Annotated in this window: 24 protein-coding genes and 5 tRNA genes; 16 read left to right on the plus strand and 13 right to left on the minus strand. The window is 62.0% G+C overall.

Going from position 1 to position 25,591, the window contains the following annotated elements:
* The first annotated feature begins 146 nt into the window (after window positions 1-146).
* The 4 genes from RN346_RS13685 (at window position 147) to RN346_RS13700 (ending at window position 4,534) form a co-directional block, all read left to right on the plus strand.
* Window positions 147-902 (plus strand): aspartate/glutamate racemase family protein, encoded by a 756-nt coding sequence (locus RN346_RS13685; RefSeq protein WP_311958569.1) that lies wholly within the window; start codon window positions 147-149, stop codon window positions 900-902.
* Window positions 903-1,094: 192 nt separating this feature from the next.
* Complete coding sequence (locus RN346_RS13690; protein WP_263586267.1) at window positions 1,095-2,456, plus strand: NCS1 family transporter; 1,362 nt, start codon at window positions 1,095-1,097, stop codon at window positions 2,454-2,456.
* An 81-nt stretch (window positions 2,457-2,537) separates the two neighbouring features.
* Entirely contained in the window at window positions 2,538-4,016 is a 1,479-nt protein-coding gene (locus RN346_RS13695; RefSeq protein ID WP_311961442.1) for an NCS1 family nucleobase:cation symporter-1, read from the plus strand.
* Window positions 4,017-4,198: 182 nt separating this feature from the next.
* Window positions 4,199-4,534, plus strand: a complete 336-nt coding sequence (locus RN346_RS13700) for a hypothetical protein (RefSeq protein WP_263586265.1) — start codon at window positions 4,199-4,201, stop codon at window positions 4,532-4,534.
* Window positions 4,535-4,620: 86 nt separating this feature from the next.
* On the opposite strand, the gene modF is transcribed toward RN346_RS13700, so the two are convergent.
* Both modF and ilvC read right to left on the minus strand, forming a co-directional pair.
* A complete protein-coding gene (gene modF, locus RN346_RS13705) occupies window positions 4,621-6,117 on the minus strand; it encodes a molybdate ABC transporter ATP-binding protein ModF (protein ID WP_311961443.1) in 1,497 nt (498 codons plus the stop codon).
* Window positions 6,118-6,215: 98 nt separating this feature from the next.
* Entirely contained in the window at window positions 6,216-7,688 is a 1,473-nt protein-coding gene (gene ilvC / locus RN346_RS13710; RefSeq protein ID WP_311961444.1) for a ketol-acid reductoisomerase, read from the minus strand.
* 192 nt (window positions 7,689-7,880) lie between these two features.
* Here ilvC and ilvY point away from each other — a divergent pair, with 192 nt between their 5' ends.
* Window positions 7,881-8,759 carry an HTH-type transcriptional activator IlvY gene (ilvY, locus tag RN346_RS13715; protein WP_263586262.1) on the plus strand — a complete coding sequence of 293 codons (879 nt, stop codon included), beginning with the start codon at window positions 7,881-7,883 and terminating at the stop codon, window positions 8,757-8,759.
* Between the two features lie 22 nt (window positions 8,760-8,781).
* On the opposite strand, the gene RN346_RS13720 is transcribed toward ilvY, so the two are convergent.
* Both RN346_RS13720 and uraH read right to left on the minus strand, forming a co-directional pair.
* Window positions 8,782-9,498 carry a GntR family transcriptional regulator gene (locus RN346_RS13720; protein ID WP_311961445.1) on the minus strand — a complete coding sequence of 239 codons (717 nt, stop codon included), beginning with the start codon at window positions 9,496-9,498 and terminating at the stop codon, window positions 8,782-8,784.
* A gap of 47 nt (window positions 9,499-9,545) precedes the next feature.
* The gene (gene uraH, locus RN346_RS13725; protein ID WP_311961446.1) at window positions 9,546-9,899 is read right to left on the minus strand and encodes a hydroxyisourate hydrolase; all 354 of its coding nucleotides are present in this window, start codon (window positions 9,897-9,899) and stop codon (window positions 9,546-9,548) included.
* Window positions 9,900-10,025: 126 nt separating this feature from the next.
* Between uraH and uraD the strand changes: the two genes are divergently transcribed.
* Window positions 10,026-10,571: a 2-oxo-4-hydroxy-4-carboxy-5-ureidoimidazoline decarboxylase gene (gene uraD / locus RN346_RS13730; RefSeq protein ID WP_263586259.1), complete on the plus strand. Its 546-nt coding sequence runs from the start codon at window positions 10,026-10,028 to the stop codon at window positions 10,569-10,571.
* A 73-nt stretch (window positions 10,572-10,644) separates the two neighbouring features.
* Here the strand turns inward: uraD and RN346_RS13735 are convergent, their stop codons facing one another.
* Window positions 10,645-11,001 (minus strand): phasin family protein, encoded by a 357-nt coding sequence (locus RN346_RS13735; protein ID WP_263586258.1) that lies wholly within the window; start codon window positions 10,999-11,001, stop codon window positions 10,645-10,647.
* Window positions 11,002-11,153: 152 nt separating this feature from the next.
* On the minus strand, window positions 11,154-11,882 hold the full coding sequence (locus tag RN346_RS13740) for a glutathione S-transferase N-terminal domain-containing protein (protein WP_409335767.1): 729 nt from the start codon (window positions 11,880-11,882) through the stop codon (window positions 11,154-11,156).
* A 313-nt stretch (window positions 11,883-12,195) separates the two neighbouring features.
* Here RN346_RS13740 and RN346_RS13745 point away from each other — a divergent pair, with 313 nt between their 5' ends.
* Window positions 12,196-13,887: an L-lactate permease gene (locus RN346_RS13745; protein WP_263586257.1), complete on the plus strand. Its 1,692-nt coding sequence runs from the start codon at window positions 12,196-12,198 to the stop codon at window positions 13,885-13,887.
* Window positions 13,888-13,970: 83 nt separating this feature from the next.
* Here RN346_RS13745 and RN346_RS13750 read toward each other — a convergent pair whose 3' ends face one another.
* Together RN346_RS13750 and glcC are read right to left on the minus strand one after the other, a co-directional pair.
* Window positions 13,971-14,495: a gamma carbonic anhydrase family protein gene (locus RN346_RS13750; RefSeq protein WP_311961447.1), complete on the minus strand. Its 525-nt coding sequence runs from the start codon at window positions 14,493-14,495 to the stop codon at window positions 13,971-13,973.
* A 122-nt stretch (window positions 14,496-14,617) separates the two neighbouring features.
* Window positions 14,618-15,382: a transcriptional regulator GlcC gene (gene glcC, locus RN346_RS13755; protein ID WP_311962721.1), complete on the minus strand. Its 765-nt coding sequence runs from the start codon at window positions 15,380-15,382 to the stop codon at window positions 14,618-14,620.
* 164 nt (window positions 15,383-15,546) lie between these two features.
* Here glcC and glcD point away from each other — a divergent pair, with 164 nt between their 5' ends.
* The 4 genes from glcD to RN346_RS13775 all read left to right on the plus strand — a co-directional run bounded on the left by glcD (window position 15,547) and on the right by RN346_RS13775 (window position 19,911).
* Window positions 15,547-17,046 carry a glycolate oxidase subunit GlcD gene (gene glcD / locus RN346_RS13760; protein ID WP_311961448.1) on the plus strand — a complete coding sequence of 500 codons (1,500 nt, stop codon included), beginning with the start codon at window positions 15,547-15,549 and terminating at the stop codon, window positions 17,044-17,046.
* A gap of 33 nt (window positions 17,047-17,079) precedes the next feature.
* Window positions 17,080-18,192, plus strand: a complete 1,113-nt coding sequence (glcE, locus tag RN346_RS13765) for a glycolate oxidase subunit GlcE (protein WP_311961449.1) — start codon at window positions 17,080-17,082, stop codon at window positions 18,190-18,192.
* Window positions 18,193-18,203: 11 nt separating this feature from the next.
* Window positions 18,204-19,433 (plus strand): glycolate oxidase subunit GlcF, encoded by a 1,230-nt coding sequence (glcF, locus tag RN346_RS13770; protein WP_311961450.1) that lies wholly within the window; start codon window positions 18,204-18,206, stop codon window positions 19,431-19,433.
* Window positions 19,434-19,509: 76 nt separating this feature from the next.
* Window positions 19,510-19,911 (plus strand): heme-binding protein, encoded by a 402-nt coding sequence (locus tag RN346_RS13775; protein ID WP_311958588.1) that lies wholly within the window; start codon window positions 19,510-19,512, stop codon window positions 19,909-19,911.
* 152 nt (window positions 19,912-20,063) lie between these two features.
* On the opposite strand, the gene RN346_RS13780 is transcribed toward RN346_RS13775, so the two are convergent.
* The 5 genes from RN346_RS13780 to RN346_RS13800 all read right to left on the minus strand — a co-directional run bounded on the left by RN346_RS13780 (window position 20,064) and on the right by RN346_RS13800 (window position 20,615).
* Window positions 20,064-20,140, minus strand: a tRNA-Asp gene (locus tag RN346_RS13780).
* 45 nt (window positions 20,141-20,185) lie between these two features.
* Window positions 20,186-20,261: transfer RNA gene (locus tag RN346_RS13785), tRNA-Val, on the minus strand.
* Window positions 20,262-20,308: 47 nt separating this feature from the next.
* A tRNA-Asp gene (locus RN346_RS13790) sits at window positions 20,309-20,385 on the minus strand.
* A gap of 32 nt (window positions 20,386-20,417) precedes the next feature.
* Window positions 20,418-20,494, minus strand: a tRNA-Asp gene (locus tag RN346_RS13795).
* A 45-nt stretch (window positions 20,495-20,539) separates the two neighbouring features.
* Window positions 20,540-20,615: transfer RNA gene (locus RN346_RS13800), tRNA-Val, on the minus strand.
* A 278-nt stretch (window positions 20,616-20,893) separates the two neighbouring features.
* Here RN346_RS13800 and ccoN point away from each other — a divergent pair.
* The 5 genes from ccoN (at window position 20,894) to ccoG (ending at window position 25,588) form a co-directional block, all read left to right on the plus strand.
* Window positions 20,894-22,387, plus strand: a complete 1,494-nt coding sequence (gene ccoN / locus RN346_RS13805) for a cytochrome-c oxidase, cbb3-type subunit I (RefSeq protein ID WP_311961451.1) — start codon at window positions 20,894-20,896, stop codon at window positions 22,385-22,387.
* Window positions 22,377-22,985: a cytochrome-c oxidase, cbb3-type subunit II gene (gene ccoO, locus RN346_RS13810; protein WP_263586241.1), complete on the plus strand. Its 609-nt coding sequence runs from the start codon at window positions 22,377-22,379 to the stop codon at window positions 22,983-22,985. Before ccoN ends, ccoO begins: the two co-directional genes overlap by 11 nt.
* The gene (locus tag RN346_RS13815) at window positions 22,986-23,153 is read left to right on the plus strand and encodes a cbb3-type cytochrome c oxidase subunit 3 (protein WP_311958590.1); all 168 of its coding nucleotides are present in this window, start codon (window positions 22,986-22,988) and stop codon (window positions 23,151-23,153) included.
* Complete coding sequence (ccoP, locus tag RN346_RS13820; protein WP_311961452.1) at window positions 23,150-24,094, plus strand: cytochrome-c oxidase, cbb3-type subunit III; 945 nt, start codon at window positions 23,150-23,152, stop codon at window positions 24,092-24,094. Before RN346_RS13815 ends, ccoP begins: the two co-directional genes overlap by 4 nt.
* 120 nt (window positions 24,095-24,214) lie before the next feature.
* Window positions 24,215-25,588, plus strand: coding sequence for a cytochrome c oxidase accessory protein CcoG (ccoG, locus tag RN346_RS13825; protein WP_311961453.1), 1,374 nt, complete (start codon window positions 24,215-24,217; stop codon window positions 25,586-25,588).
* The last annotated feature ends 3 nt before the right edge of the window (window positions 25,589-25,591 follow it).

A 25,591-nucleotide genomic window follows, 5' to 3' on the forward strand; every position in this document is an offset into this window, starting at 1 on the left:
CCGCCCTATCGAAGCGCTTATACAGTGCTTTGGGGCGTTTGGGTCTTACACTATGGTTCAACGTTAAAAGGGTTGCGCCGTGATTTAAAGCGCCTTATTTTCGTATACAAGATGACTTTTAATCGTTTACCTGTGAGTCGCTCAACGTGCATATACGCATCATCAATCCCAACACGACCGCCTCGATGACCCAAGCCATTCATCGCGCCGCCGAAGCGCTGAAAAGCGAAGGCACAACGCTGAGCGCCACACAGCCCGAGGCCGGGCCGGTATCGATCGAAAGCCATTTCGACGAGGCGGTGAGCGCCGTGGGCGTGGCCGAGGAAGTGCTCAAGGGCGAGCGCGAAGGCGGGATCGATGCCTATATCGTAGCCTGCTTTGGCGACCCCGGGCTTCTGGCCGCCCGCGAGCTGACCCGCGCGCCGGTGATCGGCATCGCCGAGGCCGGGTTTCACCTGGCGACCCTGATCAGCACGCGCTTTTCGATCGTCACCACGCTGGGGCGCACCGGCATCATCGCCGAGCATCTTTTAGAGCAGTACGGTTTTAGCCACCACTGCCGGCGCATTCGCGCCGCGGAAATTCCGGTGCTCGATCTCGAACACGACCCGGACGCGGCCTTCAAGCGCATCGTCGCCGAGTGCTGCCGAGCTCGCGATGAGGACGGTATCGGCGCGATCGTACTGGGCTGCGGCGGCATGGCGAATTTGACCCAGGCGATCAGCCGCGAGGTGGGCCTTCCGGTCGTCGAAGGCGTCAGCGCCGCACTGAAGCTTGCCGAGTCGCTGGTGGGGCTTGGCCTTCATACCAGCAAGCACGGCGATCTGGACTACCCGCGCGCGAAAACCTTTACCGGCAGGTTCAGCAACTATTCGAACCTCGAGCTGCCGCCAGGCGCGTAGCGCTCATCACCAGGCAACCGTTAATTACGAAGCAGCGCCAAGCAGGCAGAATCGCTGATACAGCAGTACCGTTTTATCGATACAAGCAGCATCCATAACGACAATACGAACACCGTTAGCACGCCACGCCGCAAGCGTCGCCCGAGCCATCGGGCAAAACTATAACATCGAATATCTTGCGAGGACGGTACGATGAACACGTCTGGTTTGACCTCGGAAACATCCCACCCGCCGGCGGACGCCGCCCAAAAAGCGATGGGCGCCGAGAGCCTGGCGCCGCAGCAAACCCGCATCATGGGACGCGGCTCCTACTTTCTGGCCTGGTTCGGTGGCTGCGTGTCGATTGGCACCTTCGCCATGGGGTCGAGCGTGGTGGGCACGCTCAACCTTTTACAGGCCACCCTTGCCATCGCCATCGGCTGCTTCGTCATCGGTGTGGCGCTGGCGATCAACGGCGCGGCCGGCTACAAGTACGGCATTCCCTTCATGGTGCAGGCGCGCTCCGCTTTCGGCTTCACCGGCACGCGCATTCCGGGCCTCGTTCGCGCGGTGCCTGCGGTGGTGTGGTACGGCTTTCAGAGCTGGATCGGCGCGGGGGCGCTGAACATGGTGTCAGCCACGCTGTTCGGCTTCGACAATCTGGTGTTTTTCTTCATCGCTTTCCAGCTTCTGCAGATCGCGCTGTCGGTGACCGGGTTTCAGGGCATCAAGTGGCTCGAGAACATCGGCAGCGCGTTTATCCTGTGCTCGCTGACCTACATGTTCTATGCCACGGTACAGCGCTACGGCGACGAACTGTCGGCGAGTCTGTTTACCATGGAAGGCTCCTGGGGCATGCCGTTCTGGGGCGCGACGATGCTGTTTCTCGGCATCTACAGCACCATGATGCTCAACGTCAGCGACTATTCGCGCGAGCATGAAAAAGGCACCGGCGGCGGCCTGTTGACCACCATCTACGCCATGTCGATTCTGCCCTGCACGCTGTTCATGGGGCTGATTGGCTACATGGTGTCCGAGGCGACCGGCACCGCCGACCCCATCCAGGTATTCGCCAACGCCGTGGATAACACGCCGCTTCTGATGACCACGCTTTTGTTCATCGCCTTCGCTCAGGTGACCACCAACGTGCTCAACAACGTGGTGCCGCCGACCTACGTGCTGATGGACGTGTTCAAGATGCGCTTTCCGACGGCCTCCATTCTGGTCGGTCTGCTGGCCTTCGCCACCTTCCCCTGGAAGCTGGTGCAGCCGGAATCCGCCGCCGGACTTCAGTTGTTCGTGCAGACCTACTCCGCCTTTCTCGGCCCGATCTTCGCGATTCTGGTGGTGGATTACTATCTGATTCGCCGGCGTACGCTGGATCTCGACAAGCTCTACGATCCGCAAGGCCCCTACAAAGGCGTCAACCTGGCCGCGGTGATCGCCATGGCGGTGGGCATCGTCGCCGCACTGATGTTCTCGGCGGTCTCCTGGTACGCGAGCCTGATTCCGGCGGGCGCGGTGTACTACCTGCTCATGGCGCGCTGGTCCGCCTGCCAACGCTTTACGCAATAATCGTTTGTCCCCCTGCCGCCCTCGGGCGGCCTTTTTATATCGCTTCACTCACAACGCCAAATACCCGCACAGGATGTCACCATGCATGAGCAACCGTCCCCGAGTGGACTCGATATCAAGCGTATCGACCCAAGCCTTTACAACGAAGACCTCGCCCCGTTAAAGCCCGAGGCGCGTAGCTGGGGCGCCTTCGAGATCTTCAACGTCTGGTCCAACGACATTCAGAGCCTGTTCGGCTACACCCTGGCCGCGTCGCTTTTTCTAACCTATGGCCTGAACGGCTGGGCGGTGATGGCGGCGATCATTCTCGCCGGCGTGGTGGTGATGTTTCTGGTCAACCTGACCGGCAAGCCCAGCGTGAAATACGGCATTCCGTTTCCGGTCATGGTGCGGGCGAGCCTTGGGGTGCGCGGCGCCAACCTGCCCGCCATGCTACGCGCCATCGTGGGTATATTCTGGTACGGCGTGCAGACCTACTTCGCTTCGACGGCGGTGGCGCTATTGATCACCGCCTTCATTGGTGAGCCGAGCGGCGCAAGCTTTTTGGGGCTCTCCCCGGTGGCCTGGGTGTCGTTCGTGATCGTGTGGGTGTTTCAGATCGCGATCTTCTGGCAGGGAATCGAGCGCATCAAGCACTTTTTGAACTGGGCGGGGCCGCTCGTTTACGTGGTCATGCTGGTGCTGATGGGCGTGGTCTGGTACCAGGCCGGCGATGAGCTTTTGCCTGCCATCGGCACCATTTTCAGCGGCAGCGGCGAGCCGGAGGGCGGCGCCGTGGCGGCGTTTTTCGCCATTGTCGGCACCATGATCGCCTACTTCGCGGCGGTAGTGATCAACTTCGGTGACTTCACCCGCTTCGTGAAAACCGAGCGGCAGATGAAGCTTGGCAACCTGTTGGGCCTGCCGCTGAACGTGGCGTTTTTCTCTTTCATCGCGCTGATCATCACCGCCGGCACGCTGGTGCTGTTCGGCGAGGCGCTGACCAACCCGGCGGATATCGTCGAGCGGGTGGACTCCTTGCCACTGACCATCGTCGCCGCGCTGACCTTCTTCGCCGCGACCGTCGGCATCAACCTGGTGGCCAACTTCATCCCGCCGGCGTACGACCTGGCGAACCTGTTCCCCAGCAGGATCAGCTTCAAGACCGGCGGTTTGATCACCGCGATCATCGCGTTTTTCGTCGGCGCGCTGTGGGTATCGGTGATCAGCCAGATCGGCGTGCCGGGCTTCGTCAACGCGCTTGGCGCGGTAGTAGCGCCCTTCTACGGGATCATCGTGGTGGACTACTACCTGATCAAGCGCCAGCACCTGAACATGGAGGAGCTCTTCTCTTCCGAGCGCAACAGCGCCTACTACTACACCAAAGGCTGGAACAAGCGCGCACTGATCGCCTTCGTGGGGGCGGCGGCGTTCTCGCTTTCCACCGTGCTGGTACCCGCGCTTTCCGGGCTCGGTGGCTACGGCTGGCTGATCGGTGCCGGTTTGGGCGGGCTGATTTACTACGTGCTGATGCGCAATTTCAAGGCGGCCCCTGCCATCGGCGCTCACCAGACCACCTGAGGCGCACACGTTGCGCGTTGAGGTAAGCCCAAAAGCGCCACCGGCCCGGGCCGGCGGCGCTTTTTTACGGATCGATTTATGCTCTGCAACGCCTTTACGCACTACCTCACCTGCCGTCATCGCTTAAGGGCATCGTTTCATAGCATCGCTCAAGAACATCGCTTAAGAACGCTATCACTCGCATGAATACGTTGCCATCGCACCAGCAGGCGTTCGCCAAAGGGGTCGTCACGCGCTCGGGCTATCGCGCCCTGAGCGATGCCGAAGGCTACGGCGCCGCCTCGAGCATTGGCGCTGGGAGCACTTATATCGCGCTACTCTGGCAGGCGTTCGGTGCGGGCGAGGCGCTATCGCTCTATTCAAACTCGGCGCCGACGCGCCATCCAGCCACCGCGGCCGAGCTTGCCGACTGGTGCCAAACGCACTTCCCCGACTGCTACGGCGAGTACCTCGCGCGGCGCACGCCAAAGCCCTCGGAGCCAAAACGCGGCTTTTGGCGCCGCTTTTTTGGCCGCTGACGATTTAGCGACAGTTCGCTATTCACCCCGCGGCGCAATGCCGAGGCTGCTCTTTACCCCTATCGCGTGAGGGTTTAGGTGAGGCGTTATGAAACAGCGCTGAGTTTCTCCAGCGTCAGGTGATTCTCGATCTCCTTGATGCGGTCTTCGGTGTGGTGGTTGACGTATAGCACCGTGGTTTCGCCGCCTTCGCAGATTTTCTCGATCAGCGCGAGCACCAGTTGGCGGTTCATGTCGTCCAGCCCCAGGCAGGGCTCGTCGAGGATCAGCAGCGGCGGGTGCTTGACCATGGCCCGGGCAATCAGCAACAGCCGCTGGTCGCCGTAGGAGAGCTTGTTGAACGGCTGATCCGCCCGCGCACTCATGCCCAGCAGCTCAAGCCACTGATCGGCGATTCGTTTTTGCTGATCGGTGGCCTTGGTATACACACCGATACTGTCATAAAAGCCCGAAATGACGACGTTCTTGCAGCTGGTGCTGACGCGGTACTCCCACTGCAGGGCCGTGGAGACGTAGCCGATAAACTGCTTGATCTGCCAGATACTCTCGCCGCTGCCGCGCTTGAAGCCGAACACGAAGATATCGTTGGTGTAACACTGCGGGTGGTCGCCTGTGATCAAGGAGAGCACGCAGGTTTTACCGCTGCCGTTGGGGCCACTGAGCTGCCAGTGCTGGCCTTGCTCGATCGTCCAGTCGAGGCGGTCGACGATCAGGGTATCGCCGTAGCGGATCGTCGCCTGGGTGAGTTTGACCAGCGGCTGGCTCGGGTCGAGCGCCGGCAGCTGGCTGGCAGGGTCCGCCTCGGGCACGCGCAAATCGCTGGTTTTCAAATGCAGCAGCTGATAAAGCTCGTTGTAAGCCGCTTCATCCTGGCGGTCGACCGTGAACGCCAGCCGCCCGCCTTCGCCACGCTTTTTACTACCTTTCACCGGTGCGGGGCGCTCCTTGTCCAGATAGGCCACATGGGTGATGAAATCCGGCATCTCGTCGAAGCGATTGAGCACCAGCACCATGGGCACGCGCTCGACGATGGCGGCCAGGTGTGCCTGGAGCATGGCGAGCGTGTCGGCGTCGAGGCCATCGAACGGCTCGTCCAGAATCAAAAGCGCCGGCTCGTTGGCCAGCGCCCGAATCAGCATGACCTTGCGGGTCTCACCCGTCGAGAGCTTGCGAAAGGCGCGCTCCAGCAGCGGCGCCAGGCCAAACTTTTCGACCAGTTGCTCGGCAAGCTCAACATCCCGGCAGTAATCAAAAATCATCTCCCTGACCGGCGTGCCCAGCGATACGACATCCATGATGTCGGCGTCGTCCTTTTTAAGCTCGGCGGCGATGAGCTCGGCCTGCGCCTCGAAGGAGACCAGCCCGACGCGCTTGGGAAGCCCCTCGATGCTGCCCGCCTCGAGCTTTCCAACGCCGGCCAGCGCCGCCGCCAGCGCCGATTTGCCGGCGCCGTTGGCGCCGGTGATCACCCAGTGCTGGTCGGGTTCGATGGTCCAGTCGACCTCGCTCAGGGTGAAGCGATCATCGAAGCTGATCGTCGCGCTCTTTAGCTGAATACTCGCAAGCGGAATCGAGGACGCCATGCAGTTGCTCCTTCGGGCTGGAAAAAGAGACAAAAAAGCCGGGCGTATCCTGGGGATAGCCCGGCTTCGATTTGACTAGCTAACGGCTAACCCAGGGGTTAAACGATCTTCTTCATATCGGCCATGTGACCACGCAGCACGGCGCCAACGGCTTCTACCGGGTGCGAACGCAGCGCTTCGTTGACGTCGATCAGGCGCGCGTTGTCCACGCCGTTGTCGTCGACTTCCAGACCCTTGCCGATAACGTCGGACTTGATGCCCTTCATGAAGTCGGCCAGCAGCGGTACGCAGGCGTGGTTGTACAGGTAGCAGCCGTACTCCGCGGTATCGGAGATCGTCGCGTTCATTTCGTAGAGCTTCTTGCGCGCGATGGTGTTGGCGATCAGCGGCGTTTCGTGCAGCGATTCGTAGTAGGCGGACTCGGCGATGATGCCCGCTGCGGTCATGGTCTCAAACGCAAGCTCGACACCCGCTTTCACCATGGCGACCATCAGGATGCCGTTGTCGAAGTACTCCTGCTCGGAGATTTCAACGTCGCCGGCCGGCGTTTTCTCGAAGTTGGTTTCCGCGGTTTCGGCGCGCCATTTGTGCAGGTTGGCGTCGTCGTTCGCCCAGTCTTCCATCATGGTGTGCGAGAAATGCCCGCTCATGATGTCGTCCTGGTGCTTGTTATAGAGCGGACGCATGATCTCTTTCAGCTCTTCGGCCAAATCGAAGGCCTTGATCTTGGCCGGGTTGGAGAGCCGGTCCAGCATGTTGGTCACGCCACCGTACTTCAGCGCTTCGGTGATGTTTTCCCAGCCGTACTGAATCAGCTTCGAGGCGTAGCCCGGGTCGATGCCCTCTTCGATCATCTTGTCGAAGCAGAGGATAGAGCCGGTTTGCAGCATGCCGCAAAGAATCGTCTGCTCGCCCATCAGGTCGGATTTCACTTCCGCGATGAAAGAGGACATCAGCACGCCCGCCTTGTGGCCGCCGGTGCCCACCGCGTAGGCTTTCGCCAGCGCCAGGCCTTCGCCTTTGGGGTCGTTGGCTTCGTGAATGGCGATCAGAGTGGGAACACCGAAACCACGCACGTACTCGGCGCGCACCTCGGAGCCCGGGCACTTGGGCGCGACCATGATGACGGTCAGGTCATCGCGAATCTTCATACCTTCTTCGACGATGTTGAAACCGTGCGAGTAGGACAGGCACGCGCCTTCCTTCATGAGTGGCATGACGGCATTGACCACCGCGGTGTGCTGCTTGTCCGGGGTCAGGTTCAGAACCACGTCCGCCGTCGGAATCAGCTCTTCGTAGGTGCCCACGGTGAAGCCGTTTTCCGTGGCGTTCTTCCAGGACTGGCGCTTTTGCTCGATGGCGTCCGGGCGCAGCGCGTAGGCGACGTCCAGGCCGCTGTCGCGCAGGTTCAAGCCCTGGTTGAGGCCTTGCGCGCCACAGCCAATGACCACCATCTTCTTGCCCTTCAGCGCCTCGACACCCTCGTCGAATTCAGAGCTGTACATGAAACGACATTTGGCAAGCTGCTCCAGCTGTTCGCGAAGCGTCAGGGTATTGAAATAATTAGCCATTCTGGATATCCCGATCTGTGATCAAACGCGGTCGATGTAGCCACACCGACACGAAAAAAGTGACCCGGTCGCTCGCTTCAAACGCCAGCGCCGAGTGGGTAGAGCCAATCTACCCAAAAACGACTCTTTCTTAAATTGATATATTTGCAACAGCACATCCCGTTTTTAACAAAACAGGGATATGATGGTGAAATGAACTTCAAACTTCTCAAACAATTTCTGGCGCTGGCGGAGACGCTGCACTTTGGCCGCGCAAGCGAGGCGTGTTTTGTGAGCGTGTCGGCGCTTTCGCGCAATATCCGCTATCTGGAAGACGAGCTGGGCGTGGCGCTTTTCAATCGCGACAACCGGACCGTGATGCTGACCCGGGAAGGCCAGCGATTTCTCGAGTACGCCCGCGAGGCCAGCAGCCAGTGGAACATGATTCGCCATGAGCTGACCGATAACCCCGGGGAGTTGAGCGGCGAGATCAGTCTGTATGGTTCGGTGACCGCCAGCTACAGCTTTCTACACGAGCTTTTGCGCCGCTTTCGGATCGCCTACCCGGCCATCGAGATCAAGCTGCGCACCGGCGACCCGGAACACGCCATCGCCCACGTGCTGGAGGGCAAGGAAGATTTGAGCATCGCCGCCAAACCCGCCCACCTGCCGCGAGGACTGGCCTTCAAGCCGATCGCCACCTCACCGCTTTTATTCATTGCCCCGCTCGAGCAGCCGGGGCCGAACGCTCCCACCGGCACGCCTGGCACGGCTGAGCAGTGGGCGAGTGTTCCCATGATTTTGTCGGAAAGCGGCGTGTCGCGTGCACGGGTGGACGAGTGGTTTCGCCGACAAGACATCTCGCCGCGTATCTACGCCCAGGTCACCGGGAACGAGGCGATCGTCAGCATGGTCAGCCTGGGCTTCGGCATCGGCGTGGTGCCTAAAATCGTGCTCGACAACAGCCCGCTCAGGGAGCGCATTCGCGTGCTGGACGTGGCGCCAAAGCTCGAGCCCTACGATATCGGCCTGTTCACGCTAAAGAAAAACCTGAAAAACCCGCTGGTCGAAGCCTTCTGGAGCCTGATGTAAACCTGCCCACAGCGACCATCCTTCAACCGGCAAATATCTGGCGCAAGTCCGGCACGCTCTCTTCCTCCTCCACCATCGAAAGCGAGGCTTCGATCGCTTTCAGGTGACGGCTCATGAACGCCGTAGCGCGCTCGGTCTTGCCCGCTTCCAGGTAATTGATCAAATCGTCGTGATCGTGGGACTCGCAGCCCAGATGACCGCGATGGCCGTAGACCGCGAGAATCAGCGACGAGCGCGAGCAGAGCCGCTCAACGAAGTCGGCAAGCGTGGCGTTGCCGGAAAGCCTTGCCAGATGCACGTGAAAATCCGCCGAGAGGCGAATAGCCACGCTCTGCTGACCCTCACGCAGCGCCTGGCGCTCGCGGTGGGCCAGGGTGCGAAGCGCGTCGGCATCCACCGCGGTCATACGCTTGGCAACGTCCGCCATCAGCCCACACTCGACCAGCTGACGCGCGTTGAAGACGTCGCGCGCCTCTTCCGCGGTCGGACGAGTGACGCTGGCGCCGCGGCGCGGCGTAAGGGTGACGAGCTGCTCCAGCGCCAGGCGCTGTAAAATCTTGCGAATGCCGGTCCGGCTGATGCCGAACACCTCGGAGAGCGCATCCTCGCGAAGGCGCGCACCGGGCTTTAGGCGCTGCTCGACGATCGCATCGCTCACCGCACGATAAATCGACTCGTGGCGCGCGTCGCCGTCGCTTTCAGGCGCGCGGCGCTTCATGGCGGCCTGCTCGTCGCTCATGGCGTCTCCTTGCAAGAAATAAATCGGGTGCCGATTTTAGGGTCTGTTTAGCTGCCACGATATGTCGAGTAACCATAGGGCGAGAGCAGCAGCGGCACGTGGTAGTGCTCATCAGCGCTAGCCACGCCAAAGCGCAGCGGAATTACGTCCAGAAAGCGCGGCTCGACGGCCTCGACCCCTTGCGTGCGCAGATAGTCGCCGGCGTGAAACACCAGCTCGTACTCGCCGGCCAGAAAGCGCTCGCCATCGAGCAGCGGGCCATCACAGCGTCCGTCGGCGTTGGTCACCGCACTCCCCAGGTGCTCGCGAGAACCGGCCGAAAGTCGAAAAACCTCGATCGTGATGCCGGCGCCAGGCGCGCCTGTCGCGGTATCCAGTACGTGGGTCGTCAGCCGTCCCATGGGCTCTCTCCTGTTATCGGCGGTGCGTTTGACCCATCGGTCAACACCTTGTATTGATCAAAGCTTAGTGGTGATACCATCGATTGTATACACCGCCCCCTCGCTCTACGCCAAGGAGAAGACGCCGTGACAAACGCGCATCAAGAGGCAACCGATTCACTCACCCCGGCCCCCAGCCAATGTTCGCTGGACGCGTTTTTAGCGGCTTATGGCGACGTGTTCGAACACTCGCCTTGGATCGCCGAGCAGGCCTGGCACCAGGGGTTGGATATCCCCCACGACGATCCGGCCGTGCTTGCGCAAACGATGAGCGATGTACTGCGCGCCGCGCCGCGCGAGCGTCAGATCGAGGTGATCCGCGCGCACCCGGACCTGGCCGGCAAGGCGGCGCTGGCCGATGAGTTGACCGACGCTTCGAAAAGCGAGCAGGCCGGCGCCGGGCTCGACCAGTGTTCAATCGAGGAGCTGGCGCGCTTTGAGTCCTTGAACGGCGCCTACCTTGAGAAGTTCGGCTTCCCCTTCGTGATCGCGGTGAAAGGGCTCGACCGCCACGATATTTTGGCGGCGTTTGAGACGCGGCTCAACAACACGCCGGACGAGGAGCGGGAAACCGCCATCGAGCAGATCGCCTGCATCGCGCGTTTTCGTCTGATCGCCAAAAGCGAGACCTGAGCCGCCGGTTATTTTCGTTTCGCCCACGAAAAAGCCGCCCCCGAGGGGGCGGCTTCGAAAGCGACCGGATTGATTACCGGTTGATGGTATCAGCGGCTTTCTGAGTCTGCTCTTCGGCCATTTTCTGGCTGTCCTGCATGAAGTCCTGACCGATCGAGGTGACTTTCTCGGAGTCGCCCTTGACGCGCTCCATGAAGTCGGACGCGGTTTTCTGCTGGGACTGCATGGCACGTTTGAAACCGTCGGCGTCCTTCACGTCAAGCCAGGTACGCGCCTGAGCGAGACTCATGTCCGAGTAGGCACGAGCGGCGTCCATCTGGGCACCGACGAGACGCTCGTAGTAATCGAGCGCGGCCAGGGTGTATGAGCGCATGGGCGATACGAAAATCGACTCAAACTGCTGTTTGGTGTTCTCTGCGGTCTTATCCATCACGTAACCTCCTGCCAGTTAGCGATTCGACGCGCATGTGGGGCGGTCGATACCAAAGCACTTGCCTTGTGTCCCCTAAAACTAGCAGTGCTTTTTGTGCAGCGCAACATGATTTTTGCCGCACTGCATCATTTCAGCCGTTGGGATGAGACCTATACCTCGCGCACCGTGGGTGCCTGGCCTGCCATACCGTCATGAATGGCCAGCATTTTCTCGAACCACCGCGAGATGGGCTGGTGCTCGTCGAACAGCGCCTCGCGTGACACGACGTGAGCCCACATGAAGCTTCCAAACAGCAGGTAGTCGGCGCCTGCCGGCGCGTCGCCGTCGAGAAAGGCGCTCTCTTTTAGCAGCGCGTTCACCGGCGTCAACACCTTGTCGAGCTGCTCGCGCCCCTGGGTGGGGTTGTGAAGCTCCTCAAGGCGCATCTTGAAGTTCGCCTCGCGGGTTTCGCGAAAATAGTCACGGTCGCCGGGATGAATGGCCTCGAGCAGGTCCATCACCACGATGCGAAACAGGGCCGGGCTAACGCTACGTTCGACGAAGAGTTTAAAAAAGAGCGCACGCTGATAGCTCTGTCCTTCACCAAGCAGCGGCGCGTCCGGATAGGTCTGATCCAGATAGCGCATGATCTCGAAGCTATCGGTCACCACCGTGTCGCCATCGACCAGCACGGGTACCTTGTCGTGATCGGCAAAAGCGATCTTCTCCTTTTGCTGAAAGCGCCAAGGCTCGGTGCGATAGGCGAGCCCCTTGTGCGCCATCGACAGGTGCACGCGCCAGCAGTAAGGCGAAAAACGCAGGCGTTCATCGCGCCCGCACAGGTCATAAACGATACGATCCATCGGTTCACCTCGCTTGAAAGACGACGTGTTCAGCATGGTCGCTCCCCGCGCCACAAACAAGCCCTGATGCTTGCCCAACCACCTACCTGCCACCCTATCTATTAGTCTAATGAAAAACGTCACTTCTCGTTGGCACCCCTGATGTTATATCGATCAAAAACAACGACTTGATTCAAAATCATCAGGTACAAGACAGCATCAATCCCCGCCGCTGACTGGTAAGACCAATTTTCCAATGTAGTCAGCGCGTTAAGCTGGTCGTATCGTTGGCCTGGGCTGCTTACGCGCCACAAGCGCCGAGCAGTGACTACTCATAAAAGCACCGTCGAACAAACAAGGGCTCTCCTCCATGAGTGAAACGATACTTGCATTACTGGCGTTCATGCCGCTGCTGCTTGCGGGTATTTTACTGATTGGCTTTAAAGTACCCGCCAGAATCGCCATGCCGCTGGTCTTCCTCACCGCCGCCGTGATCGGCCTGACCGCCTGGGACATGAGCTTTACCCGTGTGGCTGCCTCGACCATTCAGGGCCTGATTCAGACCGCCGGGCTTTTGTGGATCATCTTCGGCGCGATTTTGCTGCTCAACACGCTCAAGCACTCCGGCGGCATCATGGCGATTCGCAACGGCTTCTCCGGTATCAGCCCGGACCGTCGCGTGCAGGCGCTGATCGTGGCGTGGCTGTTTGGCTGTTTCATCGAAGGCGCGTCGGGCTTTGGTACGCCCGCCGCCGTGGCCGCCCCCTTGATGGTCGCACTGGGCTTTCCGGCGCTGGCCGCCGTGGTGGCGGGCATGATGATCCAGTCCACGCCGGTGTCGTTTGGCGCGGTAGGTACGCCGATCATCGTGGGCGTGGGCACCGGGGTCGACCGTAACGGGATCACCGAGGCGCTTGTTGCCAACGGCTCTTCCTGGGAGGTGTTTTTCAGGCTGATCACCAGCGAAGTGGCGATCACTCATGCCATCATTGGCATACTGATGCCATTGATTCTGGTCACCGTGATGGTGCGCTTTTTCGGTGCCAACAAGTCCTGGAAAGAGGGCCTGTCGATTACCCCGTTTGCCATTTTCACCGGCATCTCGTTCGTCGTGCCTTACATGCTGGTCGGCGTCTTCCTGGGCCCGGAATTCCCCTCGATGATCGGCGCCATGATTGGCCTGGCCATCGTGGTACCAGCGGCGCGCAAGGGCTTCTTGCTGCCCAAGGACACCTGGGACTTCCCCGAAGCGACGTCCTGGCCGGATGAGTGGATCGGCAACCTGCAAATCAAAATGGAAGACGTGGCCGGCCGGGCGCCGATGTCCACGCTCAGAGGCTGGATTCCCTACGTGCTGCTGGCGCTCTTTTTGGTCGCCTCGCGCACCATCGAGCCGCTTCGTGTCGCACTGACGTCGATCAACCTGAACTGGGCGAACATTCTCGGTGAAACCGGCGTGAGCGGCGGCGTACAGCCGCTGTACCTACCCGGCGGCATCATCCTGGCGGTCGTGTTGATTACCTACTTCCTGCACAGGATGAACGGCGGCCAGCTGAAGGCGGCGGTGTCGGAGTCCACTAAAACCATCTTCGGCGCAGGCTTCGTGCTGATTTTCACCGTGCCGATGGTGCGTATTCTGATCAACTCCGGTGTAAACGGAGCGGATCTGGTCTCCATGCCGGTGATGATGGCGCAGGCCGTGGCCAACGGCGTGGGCGATGTCTATCCCTTCTTCGCCCCGGCCGTCGGTGCGTTGGGGGCCTTTATCGCCGGTTCCAACACGGTTTCCAATCTGATGCTGGCCGAGTTCCAGTTTAACGTAGCGCAAACCCTGGGCGTGTCGACCGCCATGATGATCGCCCTTCAAGCCGTAGGCGCGGCAGCGGGCAACATGATCGCCATCCACAACGTGGTGGCCGCCTCTGCCACCGTGGGCCTTCTGGGCCGCGAGGGCGCCACGATCCGCATTACCATCCTGCCGACGATCTACTACCTGACGTTTGCCGGTATCATCGCGCTGATTGCCTTCTACGTTCTGGGGGTAACCGACACGCTGATGTAGCGGCTGCAGGCGTTTAGCGGGCCTGGCCCAACGCAAAAAACCACCCTTCGGGGTGGTTTTTTTATGCGCTTAACGTCGGCTTTTTAACCGATTTTCTTGAGTTCTTTGGCGTGTTGCTGGCCGCGCTCCACATAGCTTTGCGCGTTCAGCTTGAGCCCCTCCACTGCACTTTCGGGCAGCGTTTTCACCACCCGCGCGGGAGAGCCGACGATCAACGAGTTGGGCGGAAACACCGCTCCCTCCTTCACGAAAGCGCAGGCGCCGACCAGGCTGTTCTCGCCAATCACCGCGCCGTTGAGAATCACCGCCTGAATGCCGATCAGACAGCCATCCTCCACCGTACAGCCGTGCAGCATCGCCTGATGACCGACGGTCACGCCATTACCCACGGTCAGGGGAAAGCCGGGGTCGGCGTGCAGCACCGCGCCGTCCTGAATGTTGCTCTGCTCTCCCACCTCCAACCGCTCGGTATCGCCGCGCAGCACCGCCTGATACCAGACGCTGGCGCGGGCTTTCAGCGTCACCTGCCCGATCACATCGGCGGTCTCGGCAACGTAGACGTCGTCGCCGATGTCGGGGCGCTGCTCACCAAACTGATAAATGGCCATGCTCATTCCTCTTGTTCTGTTGGGTCTGCTTGCTGTGTCATCGTTTGTTAGCTGGGTCGCGTTAGCGTAGCGCCCGCGCTGGCATTCAGGCAATCACGAGGGCCTGGCCGCTCGAGCAAACGCTAACGCCACTCTTCAAGGCGCATCGCCGAGCGCTCCAACCGCTCGTTCTCGAGATCCAGCTCGCGCAAGAGCTCGGTGATGCTGGAAAGGTGCTCTAGCGCGACGCGCCGGGCGCCGTCGGCGTCGCCGGCGATGACGGTTTCGAAAAGTTGCTGGTGCTGGTGGTTGATCATCGCGCGCGGCGCCGGGCGGTGGTAAAGGTGCTTCACCGAGGCAAACACCGAGCTCAGCAGCAGATCCGTCAGGCTTTGCAGGGTGTGCACCAGCACCGGGTTGTGCGAGGCCTGGGAGATCGCCAGATGGAAGGCGTGATCAAAGCGCGCCAGCTGCTCCACGTCGATTGGCTCGGCGTGTTCGACGTACCCGGCCATCTCCTGATAGCGCCGGGTAATCAGCACGCGGTCCATCGAGGTGCCGCGGCGAGCGGCCAGGTACGCGGACTCCCCCTCCAGCAGCGAGCGCACTTCCAGCAAATCGAACAGCGTACGTGGATGGTCGCGAAACAGGTGCATCAGCGGCCCCTGCTGAGGCATGGGGAGCAGCGAGGCCACGACCGAACCGCGCCCCTGGCGGGTCTCGATGATGCTTTTACTGCGCAGAATGCGAAGGCCTTCACGCAGCGAGGCGCGAGAAACGCCCAGCCGCTCACATAGCCGGCGCTCGGAAGGCAGCAGCTGGCCCGGGCGAAACACCCCTTCAAGAATCAGCTCTTCGATTCTCGCTGCCACGTGCTCCGGGGCACGCCGGCCAAGCGAGGGTTCCATGAATGAGGATGTCACGCGGGTGTCTCCAACGGTAAAGGGGCGACCATCAACTGGTCAGACCATTGCACCACAGGCTGGACAGGTACACAAAAAAAGCTCAGATTAGCGGCTATCCCGTGACCTAGCGTTTTTAAAAAATCAGTACCCTAATAACAGGAGGGGATATGAATATCCTCTATGACGCGCGCCTCGACGGCGAGCTGATCGACCGTGACAAGCGCGAGGTGCTCACTGCCCTCGAGCGCGCCGCCCCGACGCTCACTCTGCTCTCTCGCGAAGAGGATCTACGCCCTTTCGAGTGCGACGGCCTGGCGGCCTACCGCGTGCTGCCCATGCTGGTGGCGCTGCCGGAAAACCTCGAGCAGGTCGAGGCGCTCTTGAAGTGTTGTTTCGAACTTGGCGTGCCGGTGGTGACTCGCGGCGCCGGCACCGGCCTTTCCGGCGGGGCGCTGCCGCTAGAACAAGGCGTTTTGCTGGTCATGTCGCGCTTCAACAAGATCATCGACGTCGACCCGGACGCCCGGCTTGCCCGGGTGCAGCCCGGCGTGCGCAATCTGGCGATTTCCGAGGCCGCCGCGCCTTTCGGGCTTTACTACGCGCCGGACCCCTCCTCGCAGATCGCCTGTTCGATCGGCGGCAACGTGGCGGAAAACGCCGGCGGCGTGCACTGTCTGAAGTACGGGCTGACCGTACATAACGTGCTGCGCGTCAACGTATTGACCATCGAAGGCGAGCACATGACGCTCGGCTCGGAGGCGTTCGATGCCCCGGGCTTCGATCTGCTCGCGCTGATCAACGGCTCCGAGGGCATGCTCGGCGTGGTCACCGAGATCACCGTGAAGCTTTTGCCCAAGCCCACCGTCGCCAAGGTGCTGATGGCGAGCTTCGACGATGTCGAGAAAGCCGGCCGCGCGGTAGGCGACATCATCGCCGCCGGTATCGTGCCCGGCGGGCTCGAGATGATGGACAAACTCGCTATTCAGGCCGCCGAGGACTTCGTGCGCGCGGGCTACCCGCTGGACGCCGAGGCGATCCTGCTGTGCGAACTCGACGGCGTCGAAGCGGACGTGGACGATGACTGCGAGACCGTGCGCCGGGTATTGGAAAAAGCCGGCGCTACCGACATTCAGCAGGCCAAGGACGAGGCCGAGCGGGCCAAATTCTGGGCCGGGCGCAAGAACGCCTTCCCTGCGGTGGGCCGCATGTCGCCGGACTACTACTGCATGGACGGCACCATTCCGCGCAAGGAGCTGCCGCGGGTACTCAAGGGCATCGCGGCGCTCTCTGAGGAGAGCGGTCTGAGGGTCGCCAACGTCTTTCACGCCGGTGACGGCAACATGCATCCGCTGATCCTGTTCGATGCCAACAAGGAAGGCGAGCTTGAGCTTGCCGAGGACGTGGGCGGCAAGATTCTGGAGCTGTGCGTCGCCGCCGGCGGCTCGATCACCGGCGAGCACGGCGTGGGTCGCGAGAAGATCAACCAGATGTGCAGCCAGTTCCAGGCCGATGAAATCACCGTGTTTCACGCGGTGAAGGCAGCGTTCGACGACAAGCGTCTGCTCAACCCGGGCAAGAACATCCCCACGCTTGCACGCTGCGCCGAGTTTGGCGCCATGCACGTGCACAACAACGATCTGCCCCACCCGGAGCTGCCGCGTTTTTAAAAAGGCCGCCGCGAACGAGAGAAAGGAATGACCATGACTGAACCAGCGACTGACCCAGCGACACGGGCGCCGGATCGCGATATCAGCGAGGCCCTTTGCCAGCAGGTGGCCAACGCCTACCAAAGCCGCGCGCCGCTGCGCATCAAGGGCGGCGACACTCGCGGCTTTTACGGCCGGCCGGTCGAGGGCATCACGCTCGATATGACCGAGCATAGCGGCATCATCACCTACGACCCGGTCGAGCTGGTCGTGACCGTGCGCGCCGGCACTCGCCTTGCCACACTCGAAGCCGCGCTCGCCGCAAAGCATCAAATGCTGCCCTTCGAGCCGCCGCGCTTTGGCCAGGCCAGTACCATTGGCGGCGCTGTCGCCACCGGCCTTTCCGGCCCGCGCCGCCCCTGGGCGGGCGCGGCGCGGGACTTCGTGCTCGGCTCTCACGTCATCACGCAAGAAGGCAAACTGCTGCGCTTTGGCGGCGAGGTGATGAAAAACGTCGCCGGCTACGACGTTTCGCGGCTGATGGCCGGCGCTCAGGGTACGCTCGGCGTGCTGGCCGATATCTCCTTCAAGGTATTGCCCCGGCCGGCGGCCACCGACAGCCTGCGCCTTGACGGCATGGGTATCGAGGACGCGCTAAGCACACTCTCCACGCTTGGCCGCGAGCCGCTGCCGATCACCGGCGCGGCCTGGCACCAGAACACGCTGTTCCTTCGCCTGGAAGGCGGCCAAAGCTCTGTGAAGGCGACCCGGGAGCGCCTGGGTGGAGAGCCGCTCGAGGATGCGTTCTGGACTCAGCTGCGCGACCACCAGCACGACTTCTTCACGCTGACCTCCGGCCGGGCACTCTGGCGCGCCTCGCTCCCGCCCCACACCGCGCCGCTCGATATCGACGTTGACGAGACGGATATTTTTTACGATTGGGCGGGCAGCCAGCGCTGGATCAAGACCCATGACGGCGAGGCGCTGCGCCGCGCCTGCCAACAGGCCGGCGGCCACGCTACCTGCTTTACGCCCGCAGCCCAGGGCGGGGCGGACTCGCCTTTCACGCCGCTCGACCCGGTCGTCGAGAAGTATCACAAAAGGCTCAAGGCCGAGCTCGATACCCACGGTATTTTCAACCCGGGCCGGCTGTACGCGGGGCTTTAAGGAGAGCTTTCATGCAAACGCACTTTACCGATGCCGATCGCCAGAAACCCCATATCCAGGAAGCCGAGCGGATTCTTCGCACCTGCGTTCACTGCGGTTTTTGCAACGCCACCTGCCCCACCTACCAGCTGTTGGGCGACGAGCGCGACGGCCCGCGCGGGCGCATTTATCTGATGAAGGAGCTTCTTGAGAGCGCGGACGACGACAGCCAGGTGACCGAGGAGACACGCCTGCATCTCGACCGCTGCCTGACCTGCCAGAACTGCGAAACCACCTGCCCGTCCGGGGTCGAGTACCACAAGCTATTGAACATCGGCCGCGCGGAAATCGAGCGCCGAGTACCGCGCCCGGCCGCCGAGCGCGCCACTCGCTTCGCACTTAGAAAGATGATGGTCGAGCCCAAACGCTTCAAGGCGCTGTTAACACTCGGCCAGACCTTCAAGCCGCTGGTGCCGGGCCCGCTCAGAGCCAAGATGCCGCCGCCCCCGGTGGACGCGGGCAAGCGCCCGCAAAGCGCCCACACGCGCCAGATGCTGATTCTCGAGGGCTGCGTGCAGCCCGGGCTTTCGCCCAACACCAACGCCGCCACGGCACGGCTACTCGACCGGCTCGATATCGGCCTGACGCCGGTTCAGGAAGCGGGCTGCTGTGGGGCGATCGACTTTCACCTGAACGCCCAGGAGGCCGGGCGCGAGCGCATGCGCGCCAATATCGACGCCTGGTGGCCCCACGTCGAAAGTGGCATCGAGGCGATCGTTCAGACCGCCAGCGGCTGCGGGGCGTTTGTGAAAGAGTACGGCGAGATGCTGAAAGACGACCCCGCCTACGCCGACAAGGCGAAGCGCGTCAGCGCCCTGGCCCGGGATATCGTCGAGATCCTGCGCGAGGAGCCGCTTGAGAAACTGAGCGTTCAAGCACAAAAGCGCCTGGCATTTCACTGCCCCTGCACGCTGCAGCACGCGCAAAAGCTTAACGGCGCGGTCGAAGGCGTGCTGCACCGGCTTGGCTTCACGCTCACGCCGGTGCAGGATAGTCACCTCTGCTGCGGCTCGGCAGGTACCTACTCGATCACCCAGCCGGAGATCGCGACCCAGCTTCGCGACAACAAGCTCGCGGCGCTGGAAGCCGGTGACCCGGAAATGATCGTCACCGCCAATATCGGCTGCCAAACCCATCTGGCGAGCGCCAACCGCACGCCGGTGCGCCACTGGGTCGAGGTCGTCGACGCCGCGCTCGCCTGATTGACCACCTGGCGCCTGCTCACGAAGCCGGGCGCCTGAATAATCGCTTACACGATAACGCAAAAGGAAACGCCGTATGAAAACCAAAGCCGTACTGGGTCACACCGATGTCAACCGCGTGCTCGACGCCGCGCAACAAGAGGCCGAACGCCAGGGCTGGGCAGTGACCATCGCCGTGGCCGACGACGGCGGCCATCTGCTGGGCCTTCGCCGCCTCGACGGCGCCGCCCCCTTCAGCGCCGATGTCGCCACGCACAAGGCGCGTAATGCCGCCATTGGGCGCAAGGAAACCCAGGTGTTCGAAGACATGATCAACGGCGGGCGCACGGCGTTTGTTTCCGCGCCGCTGACGGGCATGCTCACCGGCGGCGTACCGATCATGGTGGATGACCAGGTGGTCGGCTCCGTCGGCGTTTCCGGCGTCAAACCCGAGCAGGACGTTCAAATCGCCAGGGCCGGCGTGAGCGCGATTGGCTAAACGTCAGGCACACAAACACGATGACCCTGGGCCACGGCTCGGGGTTTTTTTATGCATAAAGCGTGAATAGAGGGTATTCGAGCGCGAAAGGGCTCAAATCAATTGATAAAAACGAATTGGAGAGAAAATATAAAGCAGGAAGGAAAAATCGATGGCGGACCGGACGAGACTCGAACTCGCGACCTCCGGCGTGACAGGCCGGCATTCTAACCGACTGAACTACCGGTCCACTTTTGGATCGACCATTTAAAGGCGGTTCAGAGGCGCTTTTAAATGGTGGGTGGTACTGGGTTCGAACCAGTGACCCCCAGCTTGTAAGGCTGGTGCTCTCCCAACTGAGCTAACCACCCAATAATCAACGCAGGCGCGCTTGATCATTTACTACATCAGGTTATCGTGGCGGACCGGACGAGACTCGAACTCGCGACCTCCGGCGTGACAGGCCGGCATTCTAACCGACTGAACTACCGGTCCGAATAGCGATAACTTGGCAATAAACGATGATGTGGCGGACCGGACGAGACTCGAACTCGCGACCTCCGGCGTGACAGGCCGGCATTCTAACCAACTGAACTACCGGTCCGCATTACATCAACTTTTACTGCTACACGTGCCAACCCATTAAAAATGGTGGGTGGTACTGGGTTCGAACCAGTGACCCCCAGCTTGTAAGGCTGGTGCTCTCCCAACTGAGCTAACCACCCGCTGGTCACGTGGCGCTGCATTCTACAGGGTTCGGGTTGGGTGTCAATACGCTGAAAGAATTTTGATTCAAATTAGCGTGTTGGCGACCAGGGCCCGGGGGCCTGCGAAAGCGCCGTCGAAGAATGCCGTAATTGCCCCCGGCGCGTCAATCAAAACTGTCATAATCTGATCCGAATCTCGCGCGAGGCTTTTCCCACCGGCGCTATTTAGCTCGGCGCCCGGCCAGGCTAGACTCGCCCAGGGCCTTGATGCCCTCTCGCGATCGATGGGATTCACTATGCAAACCGTACCACCCCGCACCGCTTCGCCCGTTTACAGCGATGTCTATAGCGATATTTACAACTACAAGGTCGTTCGCCAGTTCGCGATCATGGCCGTGGTGTGGGCGATCGTTGGTATGGGCGTGGGGCTGTTGCTGGCCGCCCAGCTGGTCTGGCCGGAGCTGAACCTGGGGCTTGCCTGGACGAGCTTTGGCCGGCTGCGCCCGCTGCACACGAATCTCGTCATCTTCGCTTTCGGCGGCTCGGCGCTGTTTGCCACTTCCTATTACGTGGTGCAGCGCACCTGCCAGACACGGCTCTATAGCGACCGGCTCGCCGCCTTCACCTTTTGGGGCTGGCAGGCGGTGATCGTCTCGGCGCTGGTATCGCTACCAATGGGCTACACCACCACCAAGGAGTACGCCGAACTCGAATGGCCGATCAGCATCGTGCTGGCGGTGGTGTGGATCTGCTACGCGATCGTGTTTCTGATGACGCTCAAGCGGCGTAGAACCTCGCACATCTACGTGGCCAACTGGTTCTTTGCGGCGTTCATTCTCACCATTGCGGTGCTGCATATCGTCAATAACGCCGCGCTTCCGGTCACGCCGATGTATTCGACTTCGCTCTACGCGGGTGCGGTGGATGCCATGGTGCAGTGGTGGTACGGCCACAACGCGGTGGGCTTTTTCCTGACCGCCGGGTTTCTCGGCATGATGTACTACTTCGTGCCCAAACAGGCCGAGCGGCCGATCTACTCCTACCGGCTCTCCATCGTCCATTTCTGGGCGCTGATCATGATCTACATGTGGGCCGGCCCGCACCACCTTCACTACACGGCGCTGCCGAGCTGGGCGCAGTCGCTGGGCATGGTGATGTCGATCATACTGCTGGTGCCCTCCTGGGGCGGCATGATCAACGGCATCATGACGCTTTCGGGTGCCTGGCATAAGCTGCGCACCGACCCGATCCTGCGCTTTCTGGTCACCGCGCTGACCTTCTACGGGATGGCGACCTTTGAAGGCCCGATGCTGGCGATCAAGACCGTCAATGCCTTCTCCCACTACACCGACTGGAACATCGGTCACGTTCACTCCGGCGCGCTTGGCTGGGTAGCGATGATCACCTTCGGCTCGCTCTATCACATGATTCCACGCCTTTACGGGCGCACCGCCATGTACTCGACGCCGCTGATCGCGCTGCACTTTTGGCTCGCGCTGTGCGGCACGCTTTTGTACGTCATGGCGATGTGGGCCAACGGCGTCATCCAGGGGCTGATGTGGCGCGCGGTCAACGCCGACGGCACGCTGATGTACCGCTTCGTCGACGCGGTCGAGGCGAGCCATCCGGGCTATCTCGTGCGCCTGCTGGGTGGGCTTTTGTTTTTGGCGGGCACGCTGGTCATGGCGTTCAATGTCTACATGACGATCAAGACTGCCTCGTCGCGCGCCGCGCTCGACCAGGCCCGTCACGAAAAAGCCAGTCATCGGGAGGCCCACCGTGAAGCATGAGCTGGTCGAAAAAAACGCCGGGCTTCTGGGCGCGCTGATTCTGGTGGCGATCAGCTTTGGTGGGCTTGCCGAAATCGTGCCGCTGTTTTTTCAAAAGGACGTCACCGAGCCCGTCGAGGGGCTGACGCCGCTGACCGCGCTCGAGCTCGAAGGGCGCGATATCTACCGCCGCGAAGGGTGCGTGGGCTGCCATTCGCAGATGATCCGCCCGTTTCGCGCCGAAACCGAGCGCTATGGCCACTACAGTGTGGCCGGCGAAGGCCTTTATGAGCACAACTTTCTCTGGGGCTCCAAGCGCACCGGGCCGGATCTGGCCCGGGTCGGCGGGCGCTACAGCGACGCCTGGCACCGGGCGCATCTTTACAACCCGCGCGACGTGGTGCCGGAGTCGATCATGCCCGCCTACCCCTGGCTTTTCGAGCGCGAGCTCGACGGCGCCGACACGCCGGCCAAGATGCGTGCGCTCAAGCGTTTGGGCGTGCCCTACTCCGACGAGCAGATCGACGGCGCCCGCGCGGCGGTCGAAGGCACCCCGGAGATCACCGCGCTGGTGGCCTACCTACAGCAGCTCGGCACGGTGCTGGAGGGGACGCGCTAAATGACGACCGGCACCTTTCGCGGGCTGATCACCCTGCTGTTGATCATCGCGTTCATCGGCATCGTGCGTTGGGCCTACTCCCGGCGCCAGCACAAGGCGTTCGACGAGGCGGCGAATCTGCCCTTCGCCGACGACGAGCCGCACGACGAGCGGGAGGACCGCCGGTGAGCGATCTGTGGGACAACGCCCTGCCCGATTTCTGGAGCGCCTGGGTGATCGCCTTGACGTTGATCACGCTGGTGCTGGTGGTCTGGGTGGTGGCGGCCAACGCCGGGCGCGACACGATATCCAATGATGAGCCGCACTCTCATCGCACCACCGGTCACGAGGTCGACGGTATCGAGGAGTTCGATAACCCCATGCCGCGGTGGTGGTTCTATCTGTTTGTGGCCACGGTGGTGTTTACCCTTGGCTACCTGGCACTCTACCCCGGCCTTGGCAACTTCAAGGGCCTTCTGGGCTGGAGCCAGCAGGCGCAGTGGGAAGAGGAGGTGGCCGCCGCCGAGGCGCGCTTCGGCCCGATTTTCGCCCGCTATCACGACGTACCGATTCCCGAGCTTGCCCAGAATGGCGAGGCCATGCAGATCGCCGGGCGGCTTTTCGCCAACAACTGCGCCGTGTGCCATGGCGTGGCTGCCCAGGGCGGTGACGGCTTCCCTAATTTGACCGACGACGACTGGCTCTACGGCGGCGAGCCCGAGGCGCTGCTCACCACGCTCACTCAAGGCCGGCGCGGCGTGATGCCCGCCTGGGCGCACCTGGGCGAGGAGGCCATCGAGGATTTGACCCAGCACGTGCTCGCACTCTCCGACCTGGAGCACGACGCCGCCCGCGCCCAAAGCGGCGCGCAGCGCTACGCAAGCTTTTGCGTGGCCTGCCACGGCGCCAACGGCACCGGCAACCAGGCCCTCGGCGCGCCGAATTTGACCAACGATATCTGGCTTTACCGCGCGCCAGACCAAAGCGTGGCGGATGCCATCCGCCAGACCCTGACCGAAGGAAGAAGCGGCGTGATGCCCGCCCAGGCGCCCTTCATCGGCGAGGCGCGCGTTCACCTGGTCGCCGCCTACGTTTACAGCCTGCGGTTTAAAAACGCCGACGGCGATTAGGCGCGCATTTGTCGCACCCGCGTTTGGGCCTCGATCACCCAGGACAACGAACGCGCCCGCGATTGTTGTTATGATCAAACGCCAAGCGCCCTTCGAGCCCTTTTCGCGAGACCGAATTTGATGCAGCCGATTCCCCTACAGGACGTCACCCCGCCGCCGGCTACGTTTGGTGAAGCCGGTGTGCGCCTGCGCGGGCATCTTTACGTGCGCGAGAGCAAGGGGGTATTTCAGGCGCTTCGCCGGCGGCTCAATGTGCTGTTGATGGGCGGCTTTTTTCTGCTGCCCTGGATCAATATTCAAGGCCGCCCGGCCCTCTGGCTCGACATACCCGGGCGCGAGTTCCACCTGCTGAGCGCCACGTTCTACCCTCAGGAGTTCATCCTGCTGGCGCTTTTATTCATCGCCGCCGCCTTTGGACTGTTCTTCGTCACCCGGCTTTTAGGGCGGGTGTGGTGCGGCTACACCTGCCCGCAAAGCGTCTGGACGTTTCTGTTCATGTGGGTCGAGCACCGCCTGGAGGGCTCGCGCCATCGCCGCCTGCGCCGCGATAAAAAAGGCCCCGCCGTTTGGGCCCCGCGTAAGCTCGTCAAGCACGCGCTGTGGGCACTGATGGCGCTGGCCACCGGCATCACGATCGTGGGTTACTTCGCGCCGATCCGCACGCTCGCGCTCGACGTCGTGACGCTCGAGGCCGGTGGCTGGGCGCTGTTCTGGGTCGGCTTTTTTACCTTCTTCACTTATCTCAACGCCGGCTGGCTGCGCGAGCAGGTCTGCCTGCACATGTGTCCCTACGCACGCTTTCAGTCGGTGATGGTCGACCGCGACACGCTCACCGTGGCCTATGATACTGCCCGCGGCGAGCCGCGCGGGGGTGAGCCCACGCCCAAAGGCGACTGCGTCGACTGCCAGCTGTGCGTACAGGTCTGCCCTACCGGTATCGACATACGCGACGGGCTGCAGTACGCCTGTATCCAGTGCGCGGCCTGCGTGGATGCCTGCGATACGGTCATGACGCGCCTTAACCGCCCCACGGGGCTGGTGGGCTACACCACCCAGAACCGCCTCGAGGGTCGTCCGGCGCCGCGCGCCTGGCGTTACAGAGCGGGGGCGCTTTTGCTGCTGGCGCTCACGCTCGCACTGCTTACGTGGGCGCTCACTCAGCGCGCGCCGGCAAGCCTCGAGGCCGAGCGCGCGCGCGGCACGCTCTATAGCGTCATCGAGGGCGGCGAGGTTCAAAACGTCTACCGGCTGACGGTGCGCAACCACGACCGCCAGGCGCATACCTACCGCCTGGGCGTCGAGGCGCTTACCGGCGCCCGGCTCGACACCCGCGCGATCGAGGTGCCCGGCGGCGGCTCTACAAGCCGAGTCGTCAGCGTGAGTGCGCCCGCCGGCGCCTCCCCCAGCCAGCCGTTCAGCTTCGTGCTTGCCTCCGAGTCGGGCGAGCCGCTGGCGCGGCGGCCGGCGCGTTTTTTGAGCGGTGAGAGGAGATAAGCC

This window comes from Halomonas sp. PAMB 3232, assembly GCF_031954225.1.
GTDB lineage: Bacteria > Pseudomonadota > Gammaproteobacteria > Pseudomonadales > Halomonadaceae > Vreelandella.

Coding starts and splice junctions, on each gene's coding strand:
- modF (WP_311961443.1), bottom strand. CDS start 6,117: ATGGCGTCCTCGATTCCGCTTGCGAGTATTCAGCTAAAGAGCGCGACG.
- RN346_RS13720 (WP_311961445.1), bottom strand. CDS start 9,498: ATGAGCGACGAGCAGGCCGCCATGAAGCGCCGCGCGCCTGAAAGCGAC.
- RN346_RS13775 (WP_311958588.1), top strand. CDS start 19,510: ATGAAAACCAAAGCCGTACTGGGTCACACCGATGTCAACCGCGTGCTC.
- ilvC (WP_311961444.1), bottom strand. CDS start 7,688: ATGGCTAATTATTTCAATACCCTGACGCTTCGCGAACAGCTGGAGCAG.
- RN346_RS13745 (WP_263586257.1), top strand. CDS start 12,196: ATGAGTGAAACGATACTTGCATTACTGGCGTTCATGCCGCTGCTGCTT.
- RN346_RS13750 (WP_311961447.1), bottom strand. CDS start 14,495: ATGGCCATTTATCAGTTTGGTGAGCAGCGCCCCGACATCGGCGACGAC.
- glcD (WP_311961448.1), top strand. CDS start 15,547: ATGAATATCCTCTATGACGCGCGCCTCGACGGCGAGCTGATCGACCGT.
- RN346_RS13735 (WP_263586258.1), bottom strand. CDS start 11,001: ATGGATAAGACCGCAGAGAACACCAAACAGCAGTTTGAGTCGATTTTC.
- uraH (WP_311961446.1), bottom strand. CDS start 9,899: ATGGGACGGCTGACGACCCACGTACTGGATACCGCGACAGGCGCGCCT.
- RN346_RS13815 (WP_311958590.1), top strand. CDS start 22,986: ATGACGACCGGCACCTTTCGCGGGCTGATCACCCTGCTGTTGATCATC.
- ccoG (WP_311961453.1), top strand. CDS start 24,215: ATGCAGCCGATTCCCCTACAGGACGTCACCCCGCCGCCGGCTACGTTT.
- ilvY (WP_263586262.1), top strand. CDS start 7,881: ATGAACTTCAAACTTCTCAAACAATTTCTGGCGCTGGCGGAGACGCTG.
- RN346_RS13740 (WP_409335767.1), bottom strand. CDS start 11,882: ATGCTGAACACGTCGTCTTTCAAGCGAGGTGAACCGATGGATCGTATC.
- glcF (WP_311961450.1), top strand. CDS start 18,204: ATGCAAACGCACTTTACCGATGCCGATCGCCAGAAACCCCATATCCAG.
- RN346_RS13695 (WP_311961442.1), top strand. CDS start 2,538: ATGCATGAGCAACCGTCCCCGAGTGGACTCGATATCAAGCGTATCGAC.
- RN346_RS13700 (WP_263586265.1), top strand. CDS start 4,199: ATGAATACGTTGCCATCGCACCAGCAGGCGTTCGCCAAAGGGGTCGTC.
- glcE (WP_311961449.1), top strand. CDS start 17,080: ATGACTGAACCAGCGACTGACCCAGCGACACGGGCGCCGGATCGCGAT.
- RN346_RS13690 (WP_263586267.1), top strand. CDS start 1,095: ATGAACACGTCTGGTTTGACCTCGGAAACATCCCACCCGCCGGCGGAC.
- ccoN (WP_311961451.1), top strand. CDS start 20,894: ATGCAAACCGTACCACCCCGCACCGCTTCGCCCGTTTACAGCGATGTC.
- glcC (WP_311962721.1), bottom strand. CDS start 15,382: ATGGAACCCTCGCTTGGCCGGCGTGCCCCGGAGCACGTGGCAGCGAGA.